This is a genomic window from Variovorax sp. 10N420 (genome assembly GCF_056394705.1).
This window is the reverse complement of the sequence record NZ_JBFTIJ010000004.1, coordinates 18,484-36,939: the sequence shown is the minus strand read 5'-3', so window position 1 is coordinate 36,939 and position 18,456 is coordinate 18,484. Positions and strand designations below refer to the sequence as shown.

At 64.7% G+C, this 18,456-nt stretch carries 13 protein-coding genes; 3 read left to right on the top strand and 10 right to left on the bottom strand.

What is annotated here, in order from left to right:
• Positions 1 to 8 precede the first annotated feature (8 nt).
• Positions 9 to 1,532: a CYTH and CHAD domain-containing protein gene (locus tag AC1DEK_RS11295; RefSeq protein ID WP_478125327.1), complete on the top strand. Its 1,524-nt coding sequence runs from the start codon at positions 9 to 11 to the stop codon at positions 1,530 to 1,532.
• 10 nt (positions 1,533 to 1,542) lie between these two features.
• Here the strand turns inward: AC1DEK_RS11295 and AC1DEK_RS11290 are convergent, their stop codons facing one another.
• The 9 genes from AC1DEK_RS11290 to AC1DEK_RS11250 all read right to left on the bottom strand — a co-directional run bounded on the left by AC1DEK_RS11290 (position 1,543) and on the right by AC1DEK_RS11250 (position 13,584).
• Complete coding sequence (locus AC1DEK_RS11290; protein WP_478125326.1) at positions 1,543 to 3,279, bottom strand: IlvD/Edd family dehydratase; 1,737 nt, start codon at positions 3,277 to 3,279, stop codon at positions 1,543 to 1,545.
• Between the two features lie 32 nt (positions 3,280 to 3,311).
• Positions 3,312 to 4,346 carry a galactofuranose ABC transporter, permease protein YjfF gene (yjfF, locus tag AC1DEK_RS11285; RefSeq protein WP_478125325.1) on the bottom strand — a complete coding sequence of 345 codons (1,035 nt, stop codon included), beginning with the start codon at positions 4,344 to 4,346 and terminating at the stop codon, positions 3,312 to 3,314.
• On the bottom strand, positions 4,343 to 5,404 hold the full coding sequence (locus AC1DEK_RS11280) for an ABC transporter permease (protein ID WP_478125324.1): 1,062 nt from the start codon (positions 5,402 to 5,404) through the stop codon (positions 4,343 to 4,345). Before AC1DEK_RS11280 ends, yjfF begins: the two co-directional genes overlap by 4 nt.
• 130 nt (positions 5,405 to 5,534) lie before the next feature.
• Positions 5,535 to 7,061, bottom strand: a complete 1,527-nt coding sequence (locus AC1DEK_RS11275) for a sugar ABC transporter ATP-binding protein (RefSeq protein WP_478125323.1) — start codon at positions 7,059 to 7,061, stop codon at positions 5,535 to 5,537.
• A complete protein-coding gene (gene mmsB, locus AC1DEK_RS11270) occupies positions 7,058 to 8,281 on the bottom strand; it encodes a multiple monosaccharide ABC transporter permease (RefSeq protein ID WP_478125322.1) in 1,224 nt (407 codons plus the stop codon). Before mmsB ends, AC1DEK_RS11275 begins: the two co-directional genes overlap by 4 nt.
• Entirely contained in the window at positions 8,271 to 9,794 is a 1,524-nt protein-coding gene (mmsA, locus tag AC1DEK_RS11265; protein WP_478125827.1) for a multiple monosaccharide ABC transporter ATP-binding protein, read from the bottom strand. The genes mmsB and mmsA overlap by 11 nt, the downstream gene beginning before the upstream one ends.
• A gap of 73 nt (positions 9,795 to 9,867) precedes the next feature.
• On the bottom strand, positions 9,868 to 10,941 hold the full coding sequence (gene chvE, locus AC1DEK_RS11260) for a multiple monosaccharide ABC transporter substrate-binding protein (protein ID WP_478125321.1): 1,074 nt from the start codon (positions 10,939 to 10,941) through the stop codon (positions 9,868 to 9,870).
• A 174-nt stretch (positions 10,942 to 11,115) separates the two neighbouring features.
• Positions 11,116 to 12,081, bottom strand: a complete 966-nt coding sequence (locus AC1DEK_RS11255; RefSeq protein WP_478125320.1) for an ABC transporter substrate-binding protein — start codon at positions 12,079 to 12,081, stop codon at positions 11,116 to 11,118.
• A 51-nt stretch (positions 12,082 to 12,132) separates the two neighbouring features.
• On the bottom strand, positions 12,133 to 13,584 hold the full coding sequence (locus AC1DEK_RS11250) for an aldehyde dehydrogenase family protein (RefSeq protein WP_478125319.1): 1,452 nt from the start codon (positions 13,582 to 13,584) through the stop codon (positions 12,133 to 12,135).
• Between the two features lie 88 nt (positions 13,585 to 13,672).
• Between AC1DEK_RS11250 and AC1DEK_RS11245 the strand changes: the two genes are divergently transcribed.
• Entirely contained in the window at positions 13,673 to 14,632 is a 960-nt protein-coding gene (locus AC1DEK_RS11245; RefSeq protein WP_478125318.1) for a LysR family transcriptional regulator, read from the top strand.
• A gap of 18 nt (positions 14,633 to 14,650) precedes the next feature.
• On the opposite strand, the gene AC1DEK_RS11240 is transcribed toward AC1DEK_RS11245, so the two are convergent.
• Positions 14,651 to 15,415 carry an SDR family oxidoreductase gene (locus AC1DEK_RS11240; protein WP_478125317.1) on the bottom strand — a complete coding sequence of 255 codons (765 nt, stop codon included), beginning with the start codon at positions 15,413 to 15,415 and terminating at the stop codon, positions 14,651 to 14,653.
• Between the two features lie 190 nt (positions 15,416 to 15,605).
• Between AC1DEK_RS11240 and AC1DEK_RS11235 the strand changes: the two genes are divergently transcribed.
• Positions 15,606 to 18,392, top strand: coding sequence for an ATP-binding protein (locus AC1DEK_RS11235; RefSeq protein WP_478125316.1), 2,787 nt, complete (start codon positions 15,606 to 15,608; stop codon positions 18,390 to 18,392).
• The last annotated feature ends 64 nt before the right edge of the window (positions 18,393 to 18,456 follow it).

Sequence of the window (18,456 nt, the reverse complement as noted above, 5' to 3'; positions counted from 1 at the left end):
AACGACCCGTGACCGAGTTCGAACTCAAGTTCCAGGTCGACACGCAGCACCGGGCGGCGGTCGAAGCGGCGGTGGCCCGCGGCCGCTCGCACGTCGAGCGGCTGCGCGCCCGCTATTTCGACACCGCCGATGGCGCCCTGGCTGCGCAGCGGCTGGTGCTGCGCCTCCGCAAGGAAGGCCAGGCGTGGCGCCAGACTGCCAAGGCCCCTACCGACAGCCTGCTGGAGCGCCATGAAGACAACGTGGATCTTCCTCCGGGCGGCGCACGCGACGTCCCTCTGCCCCGCATCGATCGGCATGACGGCACGCCCGTCGGCGACCTGATTCGCCAAGCCTGCCGCGAGGCCGGCCATGACCCGGCGACGGTCGAACTCGTTCCCCTGTACGGCACGGATGTCCGCCGCACGCTGCGCGAAATGCGGACCGGAGACGCGCTGGTCGAACTCGCCTTCGACAGCGGCGAAGTGCGTTCGGGCGAGCATGCGCACGCGCTGTGCGAACTCGAATTCGAGCTCAAGGGCGGCAGTCCAAGATCCATGCTCGAACTCGCCCAGCGCTGGCGCAACCGCTACGCGCTCTGGCTCGACACCGTGTCCAAATCCGAGCGCGGCCAGCGGCTGGCGCAAGGCAGGCCCTTCGGCGATGCGGTCAAGGCGCGCCCCCCTGAACTGCACAAGGATCAGGACGGGCCCGAAGTCTTCCGGACGGTGCTCAAGGCTTGCCTGGCGCAAATCCTCCCCAATGCGAGCGAAGTCGCCGCCGGCAGCACTGACGCCGAGCACGTGCATCAGTTGCGAGTCGGCATTCGCCGATTGCGCACTGCGCTGCGCGAAATGGCGGCACTGGCGCCTGCCATCAGCCCCGAATGGGACCCCGCGCTGACAGATGCCTTTCAGGCGCTCGGACGGCGCCGTGATCACGATCACCTTGTTCACATCGTGCAGCCGAAGCTCGAAGGCGTCGGTGCGCCGCCAGTCGATGGCTCAGTCAGCGCCGCCGATCTTCCCGATCCTTCCGAAGTGGTCCGGGCGGCGGCATTTCAGTCCGTGCTGATGGAACTGATTGCGGCATCGCTGCCGGTCGAACCCACGGACGAGGTCGAGAGCGAGCACCCCGCGCGCGACGAAACCGGCCCACCGCGCAAGGTGCTGCGCAAGCGGCTCTCCAAACTGCACCGGCAGGTGACGCGCGACGGCCGCCGCTTCGAAGAGCTGGAGCCTGCCGCCCAGCATCGTGTGCGCAAGCGGCTCAAGCGGCTGCGCTACCTGGGTGAGTTCGTGGCGCCGCTGTTCGGCGCGCGCCGCGCGAAGCGCTATCTCGAGCAGCTCGAGCCCGCACAAGACGCGCTGGGCGAACACAACGACAACGCCGTCGCCATTGCCGCCTACCGCGACAACGCCAGTCACGACGGGCAGGCGTGGTTCGCGGTCGGTTGGCTCAGCGCGCAACAGCCTGCCAGTGCCTCCGAGTGCCGCAAGGCGCTCGACAAGTTGGCCGATGCACGGCCATTCTGGAAGGCGTCGAAGCGCTGACGCTGCAACGTCAATGCGAGTGCCTGGGCACCGCGGCGCCGCGACAGCCCACCAGGAAATCGAAATCGCAGCCCTCGTCCGCTTGCAGCACGTGATCTACATAAAGCCGCTGATAGCCGCCGCCCTTGGCGACGACTGGCGTACGCGCGATGGTCGCGAGACGATCGGCCAGTTCGGCATCGCTGATGTCCAGGTGCAAGCGGCCCTGTTCGCAGTCGAGCTCGATCCAGTCGCCATCGCGCACGGCAGCCAGCGGGCCGCCGTCGGCCGCTTCAGGTGCGACGTGCAGCACCACCGTGCCGTACGCGGTGCCGCTCATGCGCGCATCCGAAATCCGCACCATGTCCTTGATGCCCGCGCGCAACAGCTTCGGCGGCAAGCCCATGTTGCCGACCTCGGCCATGCCCGGATAGCCCTTGGGACCGCAGTTCTTCATGACCAGCACCGAGCTCGCATCCACGTCGAGCGATTCGTCGGCGATGCGCGTCTTGTAGTGATCGAAGTCCTCGAACACCACCGCTCTGCCGCGATGCTTGAGCAGTTCGGGCGAAGCAGCGGAAGGCTTCAGCACCGCACCGCGCGGTGACAGGTTGCCGCGCAGGATGCAGATGCCGCCGTCTTCGATGAGCGGCTTGTCCAGCGGGCGGATCACCTCGTCGTTGTAGCTCGGCGCGTCGCGCACGTTGTCCCACAGCGACCGGCCATTGACCGTGAGCGCATCGGGATGCGGCAGCAAGCCGTTTTCACCGAGCCTGCGCAACACAGCCGGAAGACCGCCCGCGTAATAGAACTCTTCCATCAGGAAGCGCCCGGAGGGCATCAGATCCACGAGCGTGGGCGTGCCGCGGCCGATGCGCGTCCAGTCTTCGAGTTCGAGCGCAACACCGATGCGCCCGGCGATCGCTTTCAGGTGAATCACGGCATTGGTCGAACCGCCGATGGCGGCATTGGTGCGAATCGCGTTCTCGAAAGCTTCGCGCGTGAGGATCTTCGACAGCGTCAGCCCTTCGCGCGCCATTTCGACAGCCCGCATGCCCGACATCTGCGCGAGCACATAGCGGCGCGCATCCACTGCCGGGATGGCAGCGTTGTGCGGCAGCGAGACGCCCAGCGACTCGGCCATGCAGGCCATCGTCGAAGCCGTGCCCATCGTGTTGCAGGTGCCTGCCGAACGCGACATGCCCGCTTCGGCCGAGAGAAACTGATGCACGTCGATTTCGCCAGCCTTCATCGCCTCGTGCAACTGCCACACGGCGGTTCCAGAGCCGATGTCGCGACCTTCGAGCTTGCCGTTGAGCATCGGCCCGCCGGTGACGACGATCGCGGGAATGTCGCAACTCGCTGCACCCATCAGCAGCGCCGGCGTGGTTTTGTCGCAGCCCGTGAGCAGCACGACGGCGTCGATCGGATTGCCGCGGATGGCTTCCTCGACGTCCATGCTCGCGAGGTTGCGCGTCAGCATGGCGGTCGGACGCAAATTGGATTCGCCGTTCGAGAACACCGGAAACTCCACCGGAAATCCGCCCGCCTCCGAAATGCCACGCTTCACGTGTTCGGCGATCTTGCGGAAGTGCGCGTTGCAGGGCGTGAGCTCAGACCACGTATTGCAGATGCCGATGATCGGGCGTCCGTCGAATTCGTGATCGGGGATGCCCTGGTTCTTCATCCAGCTTCGGTACATGAAGCCGTTCTTGTCGGCCGACCCGAACCATTCGGTCGATCGCAGTTTCTTGGGTGTGTCGGACATGCGGGGATTTCGGTGATGACTGGCGGTGAGGACTAGGGGCGCTCTGCCGCACGCGCCGAGAACAGGCGCTGCAGCAGGCAGAAGACAAAGAGCAATACGCCGACGACGATGCGAGTCCACCAGGAACTCAGCGTGCCGTCGAAGGAAATGAGCGTCTGGATGACGCCCAGCATCAGCACGCCGAAGAGCGTGCCAATCACATAGCCGACACCGCCGGTGAGAAGCGTGCCGCCGATCACCACCGCCGCGATGGCATCCAGTTCGAGCCCGACCGCGTGCAGTCCATAGCCCGAGAGCATGTAGAACGTGAACACCACGCCGCCCAACGCAGAGCAGAAACCGGAGAACGTGTAGACGCCGATCACCGTCGAGCGAACGGGCAGGCCCATCAGCACCGCCGATTGTTCGTTGCCGCCAATCGCATACACCGTGCGGCCGAACGGCGTGTAGTGCGCGATGAAGACCGCGATCGCAACCATCGCGAGTGCAATCAACCCGCTGAGCGAGATCGACGCCGTGCCCCACACCGGCAGGCGCCACTGCGAGATTTCGGAGTAGACCTCGTTGGTGATGCTGATCGAATCGATGCTGATCAGATAGCAAAGCCCGCGTGCGAGAAACATTCCGGCCAGCGTCACGATAAAAGGCTGCAGCCGGAAGCGCTCGATCAGCACCCCCATGAAAGCACCGAACAGCGTGCCCATGGCGAGCACCAGCGGAATGACCACTGCAGGGCTCCAGCCGTGCTTTTCGACCAGCGAAGCGGAGACCATCGTCGTTAGTGCGATCACCGAGCCTACCGAAAGATCGATGCCGCCGGACAAGATCACGAAGGTCATCCCCACCGCGACGATACACAAGAACGCGTTGTCGATCAGCAGGTTCAGGAAAACCTGGGCCGAGAAGAAGCCGTTGTAGAAGATCGAACCCAGCGTCGCGACCAGCGCGAACAGCGAGATGGTCGCGGCCAGCGGCAGGTACTTCGGGTTGAGTCCCCTGCGCGGACGCGAAGCCGGCGCAGGCACTCCAGGCGCGTGCGCGCTCGATTCAGGCACCACCGCGCTCATGCTTGACCCCTCACACGTGGTGGCCGCTGCACCAGCTGGCGAATGCTCGCGCGGAACTCAGCCGACTGCACCAGCATCACCACGAAAACCACCGCCGCCTTCACCACCAGGTTGATCTCAGGCGGAACGCCGAGCGAATAGATGCCGTAGGTCAGCGTCTGGATGATCAACGCGCCAATCACGCTGCCCACCAAACTGAAGCGCCCGCCCGTCAGTGCCGTGCCGCCAAGCGTCACAGCCAGGATCGCATCGAGCTCCAGCAACTGTCCCGCGTTGTTGCCATCCGCGCTCTTGACGTTCGAGCTAATCAGCAAGCCCGCCACGCCCGCGCAAAACGCGCAGAACATGTAGGCACCCACGATGATCCGGCGCGCCCGCACGCCCGCCACACGCGCCGCGTTCGGGTTGATGCCCACCGACTGAACGAAGAGCCCCAGCGCGCTCTGCGTGATCGCGAAGTACACCAGCGCGAACACCGCTGCCGCAACATAGACAGAAAACGGCAACCCGAACAGATAGCCGCTGCCGATAGAGAAAAACGGCGCGTAGTAGATCGTGATGATCTGCCCACCCGTGATCAGTTGCGCGATGCCGCGCCCCGCCACCATCAGGATCAGCGTCGCAATGATCGGCTGCATGCCAACCCGCGCGACCAGCAGCCCGTTCCACAAACCGCACACCAGGGCCGCCCCAAGCGCCGCCACGATCGCCAGCCACATCGGAAACCGGCTCACCTCCGCCGCCGCCCCGTTGTTGACCACCAGCGACCCGCCGATCATCCACGCCGCCAGCGCCGCCGCGATAGCCACCACCGCGCCCACCGAAATATCGATCCCCCGCGTCGCGATCACCAGCGTCATACCCAGCGCAACCAGCACCAGCGGCGCCGCCCGATTGAGGATGTCGATCAAGCTCCCATAAAGATGCCCGCCCCGCACCTCCAGATGCAAGAAGCTCGGATTGAAGACAGCATTGATCCCCAGCAATATCAGCAGCGTGACCAACGGCCAAGCCAACCGATGCCGAAACGCCCGCGAAACCATAGAAGCCGACCCCATATCACTCATATCAGATCCACCATCGATCCCTTCTCAGAAACACCGCGGAACCGGCTCCGCCGGGCCGCCGGTGTTGCCCCCGGTAGGGGGTTGGCGAAGCGACACGAAGTGCGCGAAGCCTGGGGGCGAGTCATGTCTCGGCGATCAGGTCGTAGACGGCGTCCTCGGTGGCGCCACCGGGCAGTTCGCCCACCTTGTGCCGCTCGCGCAGCACCACAATGCGATGCGACACGCGCACCACTTCGTTCATTTCCGACGAAATGAACAACACCGCCATCCCGCCCCGCGCCAGGCGCAGGATCTCGTCCATGATTTCCTGCTTGGCCGCGACGTCGATTCCGCGCGTCGGCTCGTCGAGGATCAACAGGCGCGGCTCCGTTGCCAGCCAGCGCGCCAGCACCGCCTTCTGCTGATTGCCGCCCGAGAGCAAGCCGATCGGCGTCTCGATGCTGGCCGTCTTGATGCCCAGCGCCTTGACGAAGCGCTCCGCCAGCGCCGCCTGCTCGGCGCGCGACAGCGTGTTGCGCACACCGCGGCGAGCCTGCAAGGCGAGCGCGATGTTCTCGCGCAGCGACAAGTCGGCGATGATGCCGTCGGTTTTTCGTTCTTCGGGACACAACGCAAGGCCGTGCTTCACCGCATCCGCCGGACTCGCAAGATCGACCGCGACACCGTCGATCTTCAGACTGCCTTGATCCGGCTTCGCGAGCCCGAACAGCAATCGCGCCAACTCGGTGCGCCCCGAGCCGAGCAGCCCAGCCAGCCCCACGATCTCACCGGGACGCACCTGCAGGTCCACTGGCTGCAACTGCCCGCGCTGGGCCAAGCCTTCCGTTGCCAGCACCGCGGCAGCACCAACGTCAATGGGAGGCAGGTCCGCATGACCGGTCGCCTGTGCTGCGAACTCGCGCCCGACCATCGCCGAGATCAGCGCCTGGGGCCCGAGCTCGCTGGGCTTCCATTCTCCGACCCAGCCGCCATTGCGCAGCACGGTGATCCGGTCCGACACCGCATAGACCTGGTTCAGGAAATGCGTGACGAACAAGATCGCCAGCCCCTCGCCCCGCAACCGGCGCAGCACAGTGAAGAGGCTCTTCACTTCCTCGTCGTCCAGGCTCGATGTGGGCTCGTCCAGAATCAACACCTTCGACGACAGGCCCAGCGCACGCGCGATCGCCACCATCTGCTGCACGGCCACCGAATAGCTCGACAACAGCCGGCTGACGTCGATATGCACGTCCAGCCGCGCCAGCAGCGCACGCGCCTCACGGTTCACGGCCGCCCAGTCGATGCGAAAGCCCTGCGCCAACCCGCGTCGTGGATAGCGCCCAGAGAAGATGTTCTCCGCGACCGACAGATTCGGGCAGAGATTGACCTCCTGGTACACGGTGCTGATGCCCATGCGCTGCGCATCGATCGGCGAAGAAGGCCTGATGGGCGTACCCGAGAGCGTCATCTCGCCGGCATCCGCCGCATAGACGCCGGTCAGCACCTTGATCAACGTGGACTTGCCCGCGCCGTTCTGTCCCAGAAGCGAATGGATTTCACCGGCTCGCAGCCGCAGCGCAACCCCGCGCAAGGCCGGCACGCCGTTGAACTGCTTGTCGATGCCCGTGAGTTGCAGCACCGGCGCGTCGATGGAAGCGGGCGTGCTCATTTGTTCTTGTTGTAGACGTCGATGAACACCGCCGCCAGCAACACCAATCCCTTGATCACCTGCTGGTAGTCGATGCCGATGCCCAGGATCGACATGCCGTTGTTCATCACGCCCATGATGAAGGCCCCGATCACCGCGCCCATCACCTTGCCGACGCCGCCCGAAGCCGACGCGCCGCCGATGAAGCAGGCCGCGATCACGTCCAGCTCGAAGCCCAGCCCTGCCTTGGGCGTCGCCGTGTTGAGCCGCGCGGCGAACACAAGGCCCGCCAGCGCCGCCAGCACGCCCATGTTCACGAAAGTCAGAAAGGCCAGCCGCTGCGTCTTGATGCCGGACAACCTCGCCGCCTTCTCGTTGCCGCCCAGCGCATAGATGCGCCGGCCAATGGTCGTGCGGTTGGTGACGAAGTCGTAGGCGACGATCAGCACCGCCATCACGATCAGCACGTTGGGCAGCCCCTTGTAGGTCGCGAGCAGATAGCTCAGCAGCAGGATCGCCGCCGCGAAGAACAGGTTCTTGACGAGGAAGAAAGCGTAGGGCTCCTGCGCCATGCCATGCGCCGCGAGCTTCGCGCGGCCGCGCAACCTGAAGAACACCAGCGCCGCGGCGGCCAGCGCGCCGAGCACGAGTGAAGTGGTGCGCAAGCTTTCGCCGCCCATCACGTCAGGCACGAAGCCCGAACTCAGCTTCTGGAAAGCCTCGGGAAACGGCCCCACCGACTGCCCAGCAAGCAATGCCAGCGTGAGGCCCTTGAACACCAGCATGCCCGCCAGCGTGACGATGAACGAAGGAATCCGGAAGAAGGCTACGAACCAGCCCTGCGCCGCGCCGATCAATCCGCCGGCGATCAGGCACACGATGAAAGTCGGCACGAAATGCCAGTCGTACTCCACCATCAGCACCGCAGCCAGCGCGCCGACGAAGCCGCACACCGAGCCTACAGACAAGTCGATGTGGCCCGCGACGATCACCAGCAGCATGCCCAGCGCCATGATCACGATGTAGCTGTTCTGCAGCAGCAGATTGGTGAGGTTCAGCGGCCGCATCAGCGTACCGTCGGTCAGCACCTGGAACAGCGCCATGATCGCGACCAGCGAGATCAGCATGCCGTATTCGCGCAGGTTGTTCTTGATGAATCCCGCGTGTTCGGCGGCCGCTGTACTGGATGCCGGCGGCGTGATGGGTGTTGCCGGTTTCACGGCTTCTGCTTCAGGCTGCATTGATGCTGCTCCCGGAGGCCACGATCACTCGCATGATTTTTTCCTGCGAGGCCTCGGCAGCAGGAAACTCGGCGACGAAGCGCCCTTCGTTCATCACATAGATGCGGTCGCACATGCCGAGCAATTCCGGCAGTTCGGAAGAAATCATGAGAATGCCTTTGCCCTCGCTCGCGAGCTGGTCGATGATGGTGTAAATCTCGTACTTGGCGCCCACGTCGATACCGCGCGTGGGCTCGTCGAGGATCAGCAGCTCGGGCTTGGCAAAGAGCCACTTGCTCAACACCACCTTCTGCTGGTTGCCTCCGGACAGGTTGACCACGCGCTGGTCCACGCCGGCGCAGCGGATGTTCAGCGCGCGCCGATACTCGTTCCCCACTTTGAACTCGCGCCCTTCGTCGATCACGCCGCCCTCGGAGATGGCAGCAAGGTTGGCCATGCTCACGTTCTTGCGGATGTCTTCCTCCAGCACCAGCCCCGCGCTCTTGCGGTCCTCGGTGACATACGCGATGCCGTGGTCGATCGCCTTGCGAATCGTGCTCACGTCGACTTCCTTGCCATGCATGTGCACCGAGCCGCTGATGCGCTGCCCGTAGGAGCGCCCGAACACGCTCATGGCGAATTCAGTGCGCCCGGCGCCCATCAGCCCCGCGATGCCGACGATCTCGCCGCGCCGCACACGCAGGTTCACGCCCTTGATTTGCTCGCGATCGGCATGCAGTGCATGGTGAACGCGCCAGTCGCGCACCTCGAAGATGGTTTCACCGACGTGCGGCGTGCGCTGCGGGTAGCGGTGCGCCATGTCGCGCCCGACCATGCCGCGAATGATGCGGTCTTCGCTGATCGGCGTGCTGCGGCAGTCCATGGTTTCGACCGTCGCGCCATCGCGCAACACGGTGATCGAATCGGCCACCTTGGCGATCTCATTCAGCTTGTGCGAGATGAGAATCGACGCAATGCCCTGCGCCTTGAGCTCCAGCAGAAGGCGCAGCAAGGCATCGCTGTCGCTTTCGTTCAGGCTCGCGGTCGGCTCGTCCAGGATCAGCAGCTTGACCTCTTTCGAGAGCGCCTTCGCGATCTCGACCATCTGCTGCTTGCCCACGCCGAGGTTGGTGATGAGCGCGGTCGGCAGCTCCTTGAGCCCGACCTTGGCCAGCAGCGCACGTGTGCGGGCGTAAGCCTCGAACCAGTCGATCACGCCGCCGCGCGCGGTCTCGTTGCCGAGAAAGATGTTTTCCGCAATCGACAGCAGCGGCACCAGCGCGAGTTCCTGGTGAATGATGATGATGCCGAGCTTCTCACTGTCGGCGATGCTCCTGAAGCGGCGCACTTCGCCTTCGAAGTGGATCTCCCCTTCGTAGGAGTCGCAGGAATACACGCCGCTGAGCACCTTCATCAGCGTGGACTTGCCCGCGCCGTTCTCGCCGACCACCGCGTGGATCTCTCCCGCGCGTACTGCGAGGTTGACGTTGTCCAGCGCGTTCACCCCCGGAAAGCTCTTGGTGATGCCGCGCATCTCCAGAATCACATCTTTCACCCTGTCTCCCTTCGAACCTGCGGGGCCACCGGCCCCGCATCGCACGTCCCGGCTACTTGATCTGGCTTTCCTTGTAGTAGCCCGAGTCAACCAATGCCTGCTTCCAGTTCGACCCGTCCACGCTCACAGGCTTGAGCAGATAAGACGGCACCACCTTGACCCCGTTGTTGTAGGTCTTGGTGTCGTTCACCTCCGGCTGCTTGCCGGCCATCATCGCGTCGACCATGTTGACGGTGACCTTCGCCAACTCGCGCGTGTCCTTGAAGACCGTGGAAGTCTGCTCTTTCTTGAGGATCGACTTGACGGAGGGGATTTCCGCGTCCTGCCCCGTCACCACCGGCATCGGCTGCTGTGCAGAGCCATAGCCCACGCCCTTGAGCGAGGAGATGATGCCGATCGAAAGCCCGTCGTAAGGCGACAGCACCGCATCCACGCGGTCCTTGGTGTAGTAGGCCGACAGCAGGTTGTCCATGCGCGCCTGCGCCACGGCACCGTCCCAGCGCAGCGTCGAGACCTTGTCCATGCCCATCTGCTTGCTGCGCACCACCAGCTTGCCGCTGTCGATGTAGGGCTTGAGCACTGACATCGCGCCGTTGTAGAAGAAGAAAGCGTTGTTGTCGTCCGGCGAACCGCCGAAGAGCTCGATGTTGTACGGCCCCTTGCCTTCCTTGAGCTTCAGCGCGTTCTCGATGTACTGCGCCTGCAGCACCCCGACTTGGTAGTTGTCGAAGGTCGCGTAGTAGTCGACGTTCTTCGAGTTCTTGATGAGCCGGTCATACGCGATCACCTTCACGCCCTTGTCGGCGGCCTTCTGCAGCACGTCCGACAGCGTCGTGCCATCAATCGCCGCAATCACCAGCACCTTCGGCCCCTTGGTGACCATGTTCTCGATCTGCGCAAGCTGGTTCGGAATGTCGTCGTCGGCGTACTGCAGGTCCGTCTTGTACCCCTTCTCATTGAAGTACTTGACCATGTTCGACCCATCGGCAATCCACCGCGCCGACGATTTCGTAGGCATCGAAATCGCAACGAGCCCCTTGTCCTGCGCATGCACAAGCGGCACCACGCCACCCATCATCACAGCCGCAGCCCCAGCAAGCAGCGACTTAAGAAATACACGTTTCATGAGCGTCTCCAGTTTCAAAAAAATTCATCCCCAAAAATGACTGCAACCGCGGCCGCGAAGCGCGCCGCAATTCGTGGGCTGCCGCGGAACCGGCTTTGCCGGGCCGCAGGCAGCGCCCCCTGGAAGGGGGGAGGCGGCCACACGAAGTGGGCAAGCAACGGGGGTCAGTACTTGCTAGTACTTCCTATTCGGGAATTCGGACTTGGCAACCTCCATCGGGAAGATCCCTTCCTGCGTCAGGATGCGCTTGGGCAGCGGCTTGCCGGCCTTGATGTCCTTGACCGCACTCATCAGCTGCGGCCCAAGCAGCGGGCTGCATTCGACCGACACATTCAGTTTGCCGGCCATCATGGCCTCGAAGGCTCCCTTCACGCCGTCCACCGAGATGATGATGATGTCCTGCGCCGGCTTCATGCCCGCTTCCTCGATCGCCTGGATCGCGCCGATCGCCATGTCGTCATTGTGCGCATACAGCACGTTGATCTTCTTGCCCTCGGCCTTCAGGAAGGCTTCCATCACTTCCTTGCCCTTGGCGCGGGTGAAGTCGCCCGTCTGCGAACGGATGATCTTGAACTTCGGATCGGCCTTGATGATTTCCTCGAAGCCCTTCTTGCGGTCGATCGCGGGTGCCGAGCCGACGGTGCCCTGCAGTTCGACGATGTTGACGGGGCCCGCGTTGCCCTTTTCCTTCTCGACCAGCCAGCGGCCTGCCTTGCGGCCTTCCTCGACGAAGTCAGAGCCCATGAAGGTCACGTAGAGCGAGGTGTCCTTGCTGTCGACAGAGCGGTCGGTCAGCACCACCGGAATGCCAGCGGCCTTGGCTTCGCGCAGCACCGGATCCCAGCCGGATTCGACCACCGGCGAGAAGGCGATCACGTCGACCTTCTGGGCGATATAGGAACGAATCGCCTTGATCTGGTTTTCCTGCTTCTGCTGTGCGTCGGAGAACTTGAGATCGATGCCGGCCTCCTTGGCGGCCGACTTGATCGACTCTGTGTTGGCCGTGCGCCATTCGCTTTCGGCGCCGACTTGGGCAAAGCCCAGGACGATCTTCTGCTGGGCCAGCGCCTTGATCGGCAGCAGCGACGAGAGCGACGCGGTAGCGAGGGCGATGTTGAGTGTGCGACGGTTCAGTTTCATGTTGTCTCCTGTTTGAACGTGGTGAAAGAAACCCTGGTTTTGTCGACCCACTCAGGCCAGCACGTAGCCGGTCTTGACGGTGGTGTAGAACTCTGCGGCATACCGGCCCTGCTCTCGCGGACCGTAGCTGGAAGCCTTTCGGCCACCGAAGGGTACGTGATAGTCCACCCCCGCGGTCGGCAAGTTGACCATGGTCATGCCGACTTTGGCATGTCGCTTGAAGTGCATTGCGCGCGAAAGCGATGTGGTGCAGATGCCGGCGCAAAGCCCAAAGGGCGTGTCGTTGGCGAGTGCGAGCGCATGCGCGTAGTCGTCGGCGCGCAGCACGCAGGCCACAGGCCCGAAGATCTCGTCGCGCGCCACGCGGTGACCGGGCCGCGCGAGGAACAACGCCGGGCTCATGTAGTGGCCCGCTGTCGCGCGCTTGAGCCTTTCCCCACCCCAGACATGCTCGGCGCCCTCTTCGGTCGCGCTGGCGACAGCTGCCAGGTTCTTTTCGAGCTGTTCGGCGTCGACCACCGGCCCGATATCGGTGCCGCGCTCCAGTGCGTGGCCGACCTTGAGCGCGGCAAGCCGATGGCGAAGCCGCACCACGAAAGCATCGTGGACCGCGGCCTCGACGATCAGCCGGCTCGACGCCGTGCATCGCTGCCCGGTAGAGAAGTAGGCGCCCTGCACAGCGCAATCGACCGCGCGGTCGAGGTCGGCGTCCGCCAGTACCACCAGCGGGTTCTTGCCGCCCATCTCCAGCTGAATCCTGGCGTGGCGCTGGGTCGCGGCCCGCAGGATGTGCTCGCCGGTCGCGACCGAGCCCGTGAAGCTGATCGCATCCACCAACGGGCTGTCGACGATCGTCTGCCCCACTTCGCGGCCGCTGCCCATCACGAGGTTGAAAGTGCCCGCGGGCAACGCCGCGCGGCTGATGATTTCAGCCAGCGCCCATCCGCACGCCGGCACCAGTTCAGCCGGCTTGAAGACGACGCTGTTGCCATAGGCCAGCGCCGGTGCGATCTTCCAGGCAGGAATGGCAAGCGGAAAGTTCCATGGCGCGATCAATCCGACCACGCCGACTGGCTCGCGCGTGACGTCGACCAGTACGTCCGGCTGCACGGACGCCATGGCCTCTCCGCCGCCCCTGAGAGCCTCGCCCGCAAAGAACTTGAAGATGTGGCCGGCACGCGCCGCTTCGCCCACGGCCTCGGGCAAGGTCTTGCCTTCTTCGCGCGCCAGCAGCATGCCGAGTTCGTCGCGCCGCGCGAGGATCTCGCTGCCGATCTGGTCGAGCACGTCGGCTCGGCGCTGCGGCGTGGTGAGGCTCCAGTGAGGAAACGCATCGGCGGCGGCGCGGATGGCGCGCTCCGTCTGGCTGCGGTCGGCACGCGCATACTCCGCGACCACCTCGCGGGTGTCGGAAGGGTTGCGGCTGGCGCCCGTGGTCACGCCAGTCTCCCAGCGCCCGTTGATGAGCTGCCGTGCATTCTGCTGGAGGTCGCTTCGCTTCAAAGTGGGGCGAGTGTAGGAATCGCACCAATATCTTTCCAATCAATATTTGGATCGAATCGATACCAGAAGAAGCATTCAGGTAAACCCCATGACCAACTACACGCACTGGTTCATCCGTGCGCGCCTCAAGACCCGCCAACTGCTGCTCATCGTGGCGCTGGCCGAAGAGGGCAATATCCATCGCGCCGCACAGGTGTTGAACATGACCCAGCCCGCGGCCTCGAAGCTGCTCAAGGACCTGGAGGACGTCCTGGAAGTGCCCCTGTTCGATCGCCTGCCGCGCGGCATGCGGCCGACCTGGTACGGGGAAACCATGATCCGCCACGCGCGCGTCGCGCTCGCGAGCCTGAACCAGGCGCACGACGAACTCACCGCATTGAAGGCCGGCGGTGCCGGGCAAGTGAACATCGGCGCCATCACGGCCCCCGGCCTCGTGCTGCTGCCGCCAGCTGTCGCCGCAGTCAAGCGCGAGCATCCCAACCTGCGCGTGTCGCTGGAGATAGAGACCAGCCCGGTGCTGCTGGAGCGGCTCGAACAGGGCAAGCTCGACCTGCTCGTCGCGCGCCTCTTCGCGGAACACGACAAGACCAACATACGCTATGAGGCGCTCACCGAAGAGCCGGTGTGCGCCCTGGTTCGGCCCGGCCATCCGCTGCTGGGCATGAGCGGATTGGGCTTGCGCGACCTGGTGTCGGCGGGTTGGATCGTGCCGCCGGCCGGGAGCGTGTTGCGGCATCGGTTCGAACTGATGTTCCAGGAGGAAGGACTCGCGCCGCCGCTGAACGTCATCGAAACAGCGGCGCTGCTCTTCATCACGCGCATGCTGCAGCAGAGCGACATGGTGGCCGTGCTGGCGACCGATGTGGCCCGGTACTACGCGGCGCATGGCATCGTTGCGCTGCTGCCCGTGGAAATGCCCTGCCACATGGATGCATTCGGCATCATTACCCGCACCGATCGTCTCTTGTCGCCGGCTGCGAAGGTGATGATGAAGGCGCTGAAGGCGGAAAGCTTTGCCGCCTACGGGCGTCGGCTCGAGGCTGATTGAAGGGGATCAGGTGCGGGATCAAGTGCGAGTAATCGACGCACCACCATCCACCAGCGAGGCCGTGCCGGTGACGAACGAGGAGTCGTCGGACGCCAGGTAGAGCACCGTGCGCGCAATCTCCTGGGGACTCGCAATGCGTTTGAGCGCGTGCAGGTTCGTGATGAAAGCCGTCTTCTCCAGGGTGTCGTTCATCTCGCGATACATGTCGGTGTCGACCGCGCCCGGAAGAATGGCGTTCACTCGCACAGACTTCGGTCCGAACTCCGCCGCCAGGGTTTGGGTCAGGCCGATGAGCCCCGCCTTGCTCGCCGCGTAGGCAGCGACCCCCGGAAATGCAAAGGTGTGGCCGACGAAAGTCGAGGTGAAGATGACGGAGCCTCCGCCATTTCGGAGCATCTGCGCGATCTGGTGCTTCGCGCCCAGGAACGAACCCGTCAGGTTGACGGCCAGCGTGTGGGTCCAGCCTGCCTCGGAAACTTCCGTGCTCGGACCAGACTCGCCGAGCGTCCCGGCATTGTTGAACGCAGCGTCGAGGCGGCCGTACCGCGAGACCGCGAGCTCCACCAGGCCCTTGGCATAGCTTTCGTCCCGCACATCGCCTGCCAAAGTGACCGCGGAGCCTCCGGCCGCCGCGATCTCCGATGCGAGCGCGATCAGCTCAGTCTCGCGTCGAGCACCCAGCACCAGTTTGGCGCCTTCACGCGCGAAGAGCAGCGCCGTTGCCCAGCCAATGCCGGCGCTCGCCCCCGTGATGACCACGACCTTCCCGTCCATTCGCTTCATGGCCTACTCCCCAGCAAGTTTCCGCACTGCCGCATGAACATGATTTGCTCCTTGGGTATGGGTGCGGAAAGTTTCGCCGAAGCACAGCCGGCCGCCATCTTCCGATCGGAAGAGGGGCCTGTGTACCCGGCTGGCGGCCCCAGTTCGCGGGCTTTACACTGCCGACGCACGACAACCCTGAAGCGCGCTCATGACGTTGCCATCCCAGCCGGCTCCCTGTGATTTCGCTTTCGGCCGATACCGCGTGCTGAAGGACAAGCGCAGCCTGCTCGACGGCGACACTCCGGTGCGAATCGGCAGCAGGGCCTTCGATCTCCTGACGACGCTCATCGAGCGAGCCGGCGAGGTCGTCAGCCGCCGCGACCTGGAAGCGGGCGCCTGGCCAGGTTCGGTGGTCGAGGAAACGAGCCTGCGCGTTCACATGTCTGCGCTGCGCCGCGCAATTGGCGACGGACTGGACGGCGTCCGCTACATCGAGAACATTCCTGGCCGGGGCTACTGCTTTGTCGGAACCCTGGTGCGCGGGGAGCCGGTGCAAGCGGCTGCGCCGGTCGGCACCCGAGCGCAAGCGCCCTTGCCTCGCACCAAGCGAATGATCGGAAGATCAGACGCGCTCGCCACTCTCAAGGAGGCGCTCGATGCGCACCGCCTGCTGACCATCGCCGGCCCAGGGGGCATCGGGAAGACGACGCTGGCACTTGCCCTGGCCGACGCGTGCGCATCCGATTTTCGGGAGGGCGTGGTATTCGTCGACCTCACGCCCGTGGCGGATGGCAGCCTCGTGGCCGCCACGCTGGCAAGCGCGCTGGAGCTTCCGGCGACGCCCCAGGAACCGCTCGCCTCGTTGCTGCAATCGCTCGCTTCGATGGATGTCCTGGTCGTGCTGGACAACTGCGAACACGTCATCGAGGCTGCGGCGAGTCTTGCGGACGGCCTGCTCGCAGGCACCGGGATCACCATCCTTGCCACGAGCCGCGAACCGCTGGACGTGGAAGGAGAACGGACCTACCGGCTCGCGCCGCTCGGACTGCCTCCGGTCGACAATCCGCTCGACCGGGATGGGGCGATGCGGTTCCCAGCCGTCGAGTTGTTCGTTGAACGAGCTTCCATCGGGGGATTGCCTTTCGTGCTGACCGATGACAACGTCCGCGACGTCTGCTCGCTCACGCATCAGCTGGACGGCCTGCCGCTGGCGGTCGAGCTTGTCGCCGCACGGGTCGCGAGTCTGGGCGTGGTGGAACTCAAGTCGCGTGTCGGCGACCACCTCTCGCTTCTGTTTCGAGGCCGTCGCACGGCAGCCCCGCGGCATCAGACGCTCGCGGCCATGCTGGACTGGAGCTATCAGTTGCTCTCCACGCCTGAGCAGATCGTGCTGCGTCGCTTGTCGGTCTTTCGGAGCGCGTTCGACCTGAAAGCAGCGGCCGGCGTCGCGAGCGGCGACCGCATCACGGCCGAGGACGTGCTGCAGGCACTCGTGAGCCTGACCAGCAAATCGCTGATCAGCGTCGACGTGCAAAGCGGGCTCGCGAGCTACCGGCTGCTCGACACGACCCGATCGTTTGCGATGCAGAAAATGCGCGAAGCAGAGCCCGTGGACCCCGTATTCAGGCGCCATGCGCTGGAGATGCACGGCAAGCTGGTCGCTGCGGACGCGGGCCGCGACGGGATGCTTCGCGCGACGTCACTGGTCGCGCACGGTGGTCACATCGAGGATGTCCGCGCCGCGCTGGACTGGTGCTTTTCGGAGGGAGGCGAGCTGCAGATCGGCATCGAGATCATGGCAATCGCCATGCCGCTGCATGAACTCGGGGTGCTTGCCGAACAGGTCGATCGCATCGAGCGGGCGCTCAATCACCTTCGCCTCCTGAACCCGCCGCGACCCGATCTCGAACTGCGCCTGAACCTCGTGCTGGCGTGGCCCAGCGTCGAGCCCGGCTGGCGCGGACAGCGGACGCTCGCCATCCTTTCGCGCGCCTCCCAGCTTGCCCAAGGAATGGCGGATTCGACATCGCGAATCCTCGCGCTGTACAGCACGTGGCTGGGCAGCTTCGTCACGGGTGACTACGTCTCCGCCACAGCGGCTGCCGAGTCCGCTCTGGATGTGGCGAGCAAGTCCGAAGACGAGGCGGGCGTCGTGCTGTCGGAGCGGCTTCTCGCGCAGTGCCGCCACTTCATGGGGGACCATCAGGCATCTCGCCAGTACGCCGAACGGACGCTCGCCCGCGACGAACACAGCATGCGGCCGGAGTATCCGAGCATCGTGCCGCGCCAGGTCTCGATGCGGATCCTGCTGACACGAATGCTTTGGCTCGAGGGCCGCCCCGATAGCGCGATGCGCACCGTCGAGGAATGCCTCGCGGTGGCCGGTGACGCCCATCACCATGCGCTTTTGCAGACGCTGGCGATGGCTGCGATTCCGCTGGCGTTCTGGCGTGGCGAATTCGACCGTGCCGAGCATCTTGTCGTCCGTTTGGCCACGACCTCGCGCAAGAGCAATTCGCCGTACTGGGAGTCGTGGGCACATTCGTTCGAAGCGGTACTGGAGGCCGAGAACGACCGCCAGAGCGAGGCGATGCGCATGCCCTTCGTACAGACCCTCAACGCGAAAGAGCTGGACTGCATCGCCAGCGTGGCGAGCCGGTGGCATCACTCCGTCAGCCTGGAGCGCGCGAGCTCGGGCTTGTGCGGCTGGTGCGCTCCCGAGGTGATGCGCAAGCGGGGCGAGTACATGCTGCAACGCGGGGAACCCGGCGCGGTCGAGGCAGCGGAACGCGAATTCAGGCGCTCCATGGACCTCGCCCGTCGCCAAGGCGCACTGGCGTGGGAACTCAGGGGTGCCATGAGCCTTGCCCGCTCCTGGATCCGACAGGGCAGATTCCTGGAAGCGCGCGAGATGGTTGCGCCTTTGTACGGTCGCTTCGAGGAAGGGCTCGACACACCCGACCTGCGCGCGGCCCGGGATATCGTGTCAGCCTAGAGCCCGTGCGCGCGAGCGCGGCTCGCTTCGCGGAAATTCGCGGCAATTCACGCCGCTACGTTTT

Excerpts from the sequence above, each read along its gene's own strand:
- mmsB (WP_478125322.1), bottom strand. The coding sequence starts at position 8,281 with ATGCAGCCTGAAGCAGAAGCCGTGAAACCGGCAACACCCATCACGCCG.
- AC1DEK_RS11275 (WP_478125323.1), bottom strand. The coding sequence starts at position 7,061 with ATGAGCACGCCCGCTTCCATCGACGCGCCGGTGCTGCAACTCACGGGC.
- mmsA (WP_478125827.1), bottom strand. The coding sequence starts at position 9,794 with ATGCGCGGCATCACCAAGAGCTTTCCGGGGGTGAACGCGCTGGACAAC.
- yjfF (WP_478125325.1), bottom strand. The coding sequence starts at position 4,346 with ATGAGCGCGGTGGTGCCTGAATCGAGCGCGCACGCGCCTGGAGTGCCT.
- AC1DEK_RS11290 (WP_478125326.1), bottom strand. The coding sequence starts at position 3,279 with ATGTCCGACACACCCAAGAAACTGCGATCGACCGAATGGTTCGGGTCG.
- AC1DEK_RS11245 (WP_478125318.1), top strand. The coding sequence starts at position 13,673 with ATGACCAACTACACGCACTGGTTCATCCGTGCGCGCCTCAAGACCCGC.
- AC1DEK_RS11240 (WP_478125317.1), bottom strand. The coding sequence starts at position 15,415 with ATGAAGCGAATGGACGGGAAGGTCGTGGTCATCACGGGGGCGAGCGCC.
- AC1DEK_RS11255 (WP_478125320.1), bottom strand. The coding sequence starts at position 12,081 with ATGAAACTGAACCGTCGCACACTCAACATCGCCCTCGCTACCGCGTCG.
- AC1DEK_RS11235 (WP_478125316.1), top strand. The coding sequence starts at position 15,606 with ATGACGTTGCCATCCCAGCCGGCTCCCTGTGATTTCGCTTTCGGCCGA.
- AC1DEK_RS11280 (WP_478125324.1), bottom strand. The coding sequence starts at position 5,404 with ATGGGGTCGGCTTCTATGGTTTCGCGGGCGTTTCGGCATCGGTTGGCT.
- chvE (WP_478125321.1), bottom strand. The coding sequence starts at position 10,941 with ATGAAACGTGTATTTCTTAAGTCGCTGCTTGCTGGGGCTGCGGCTGTG.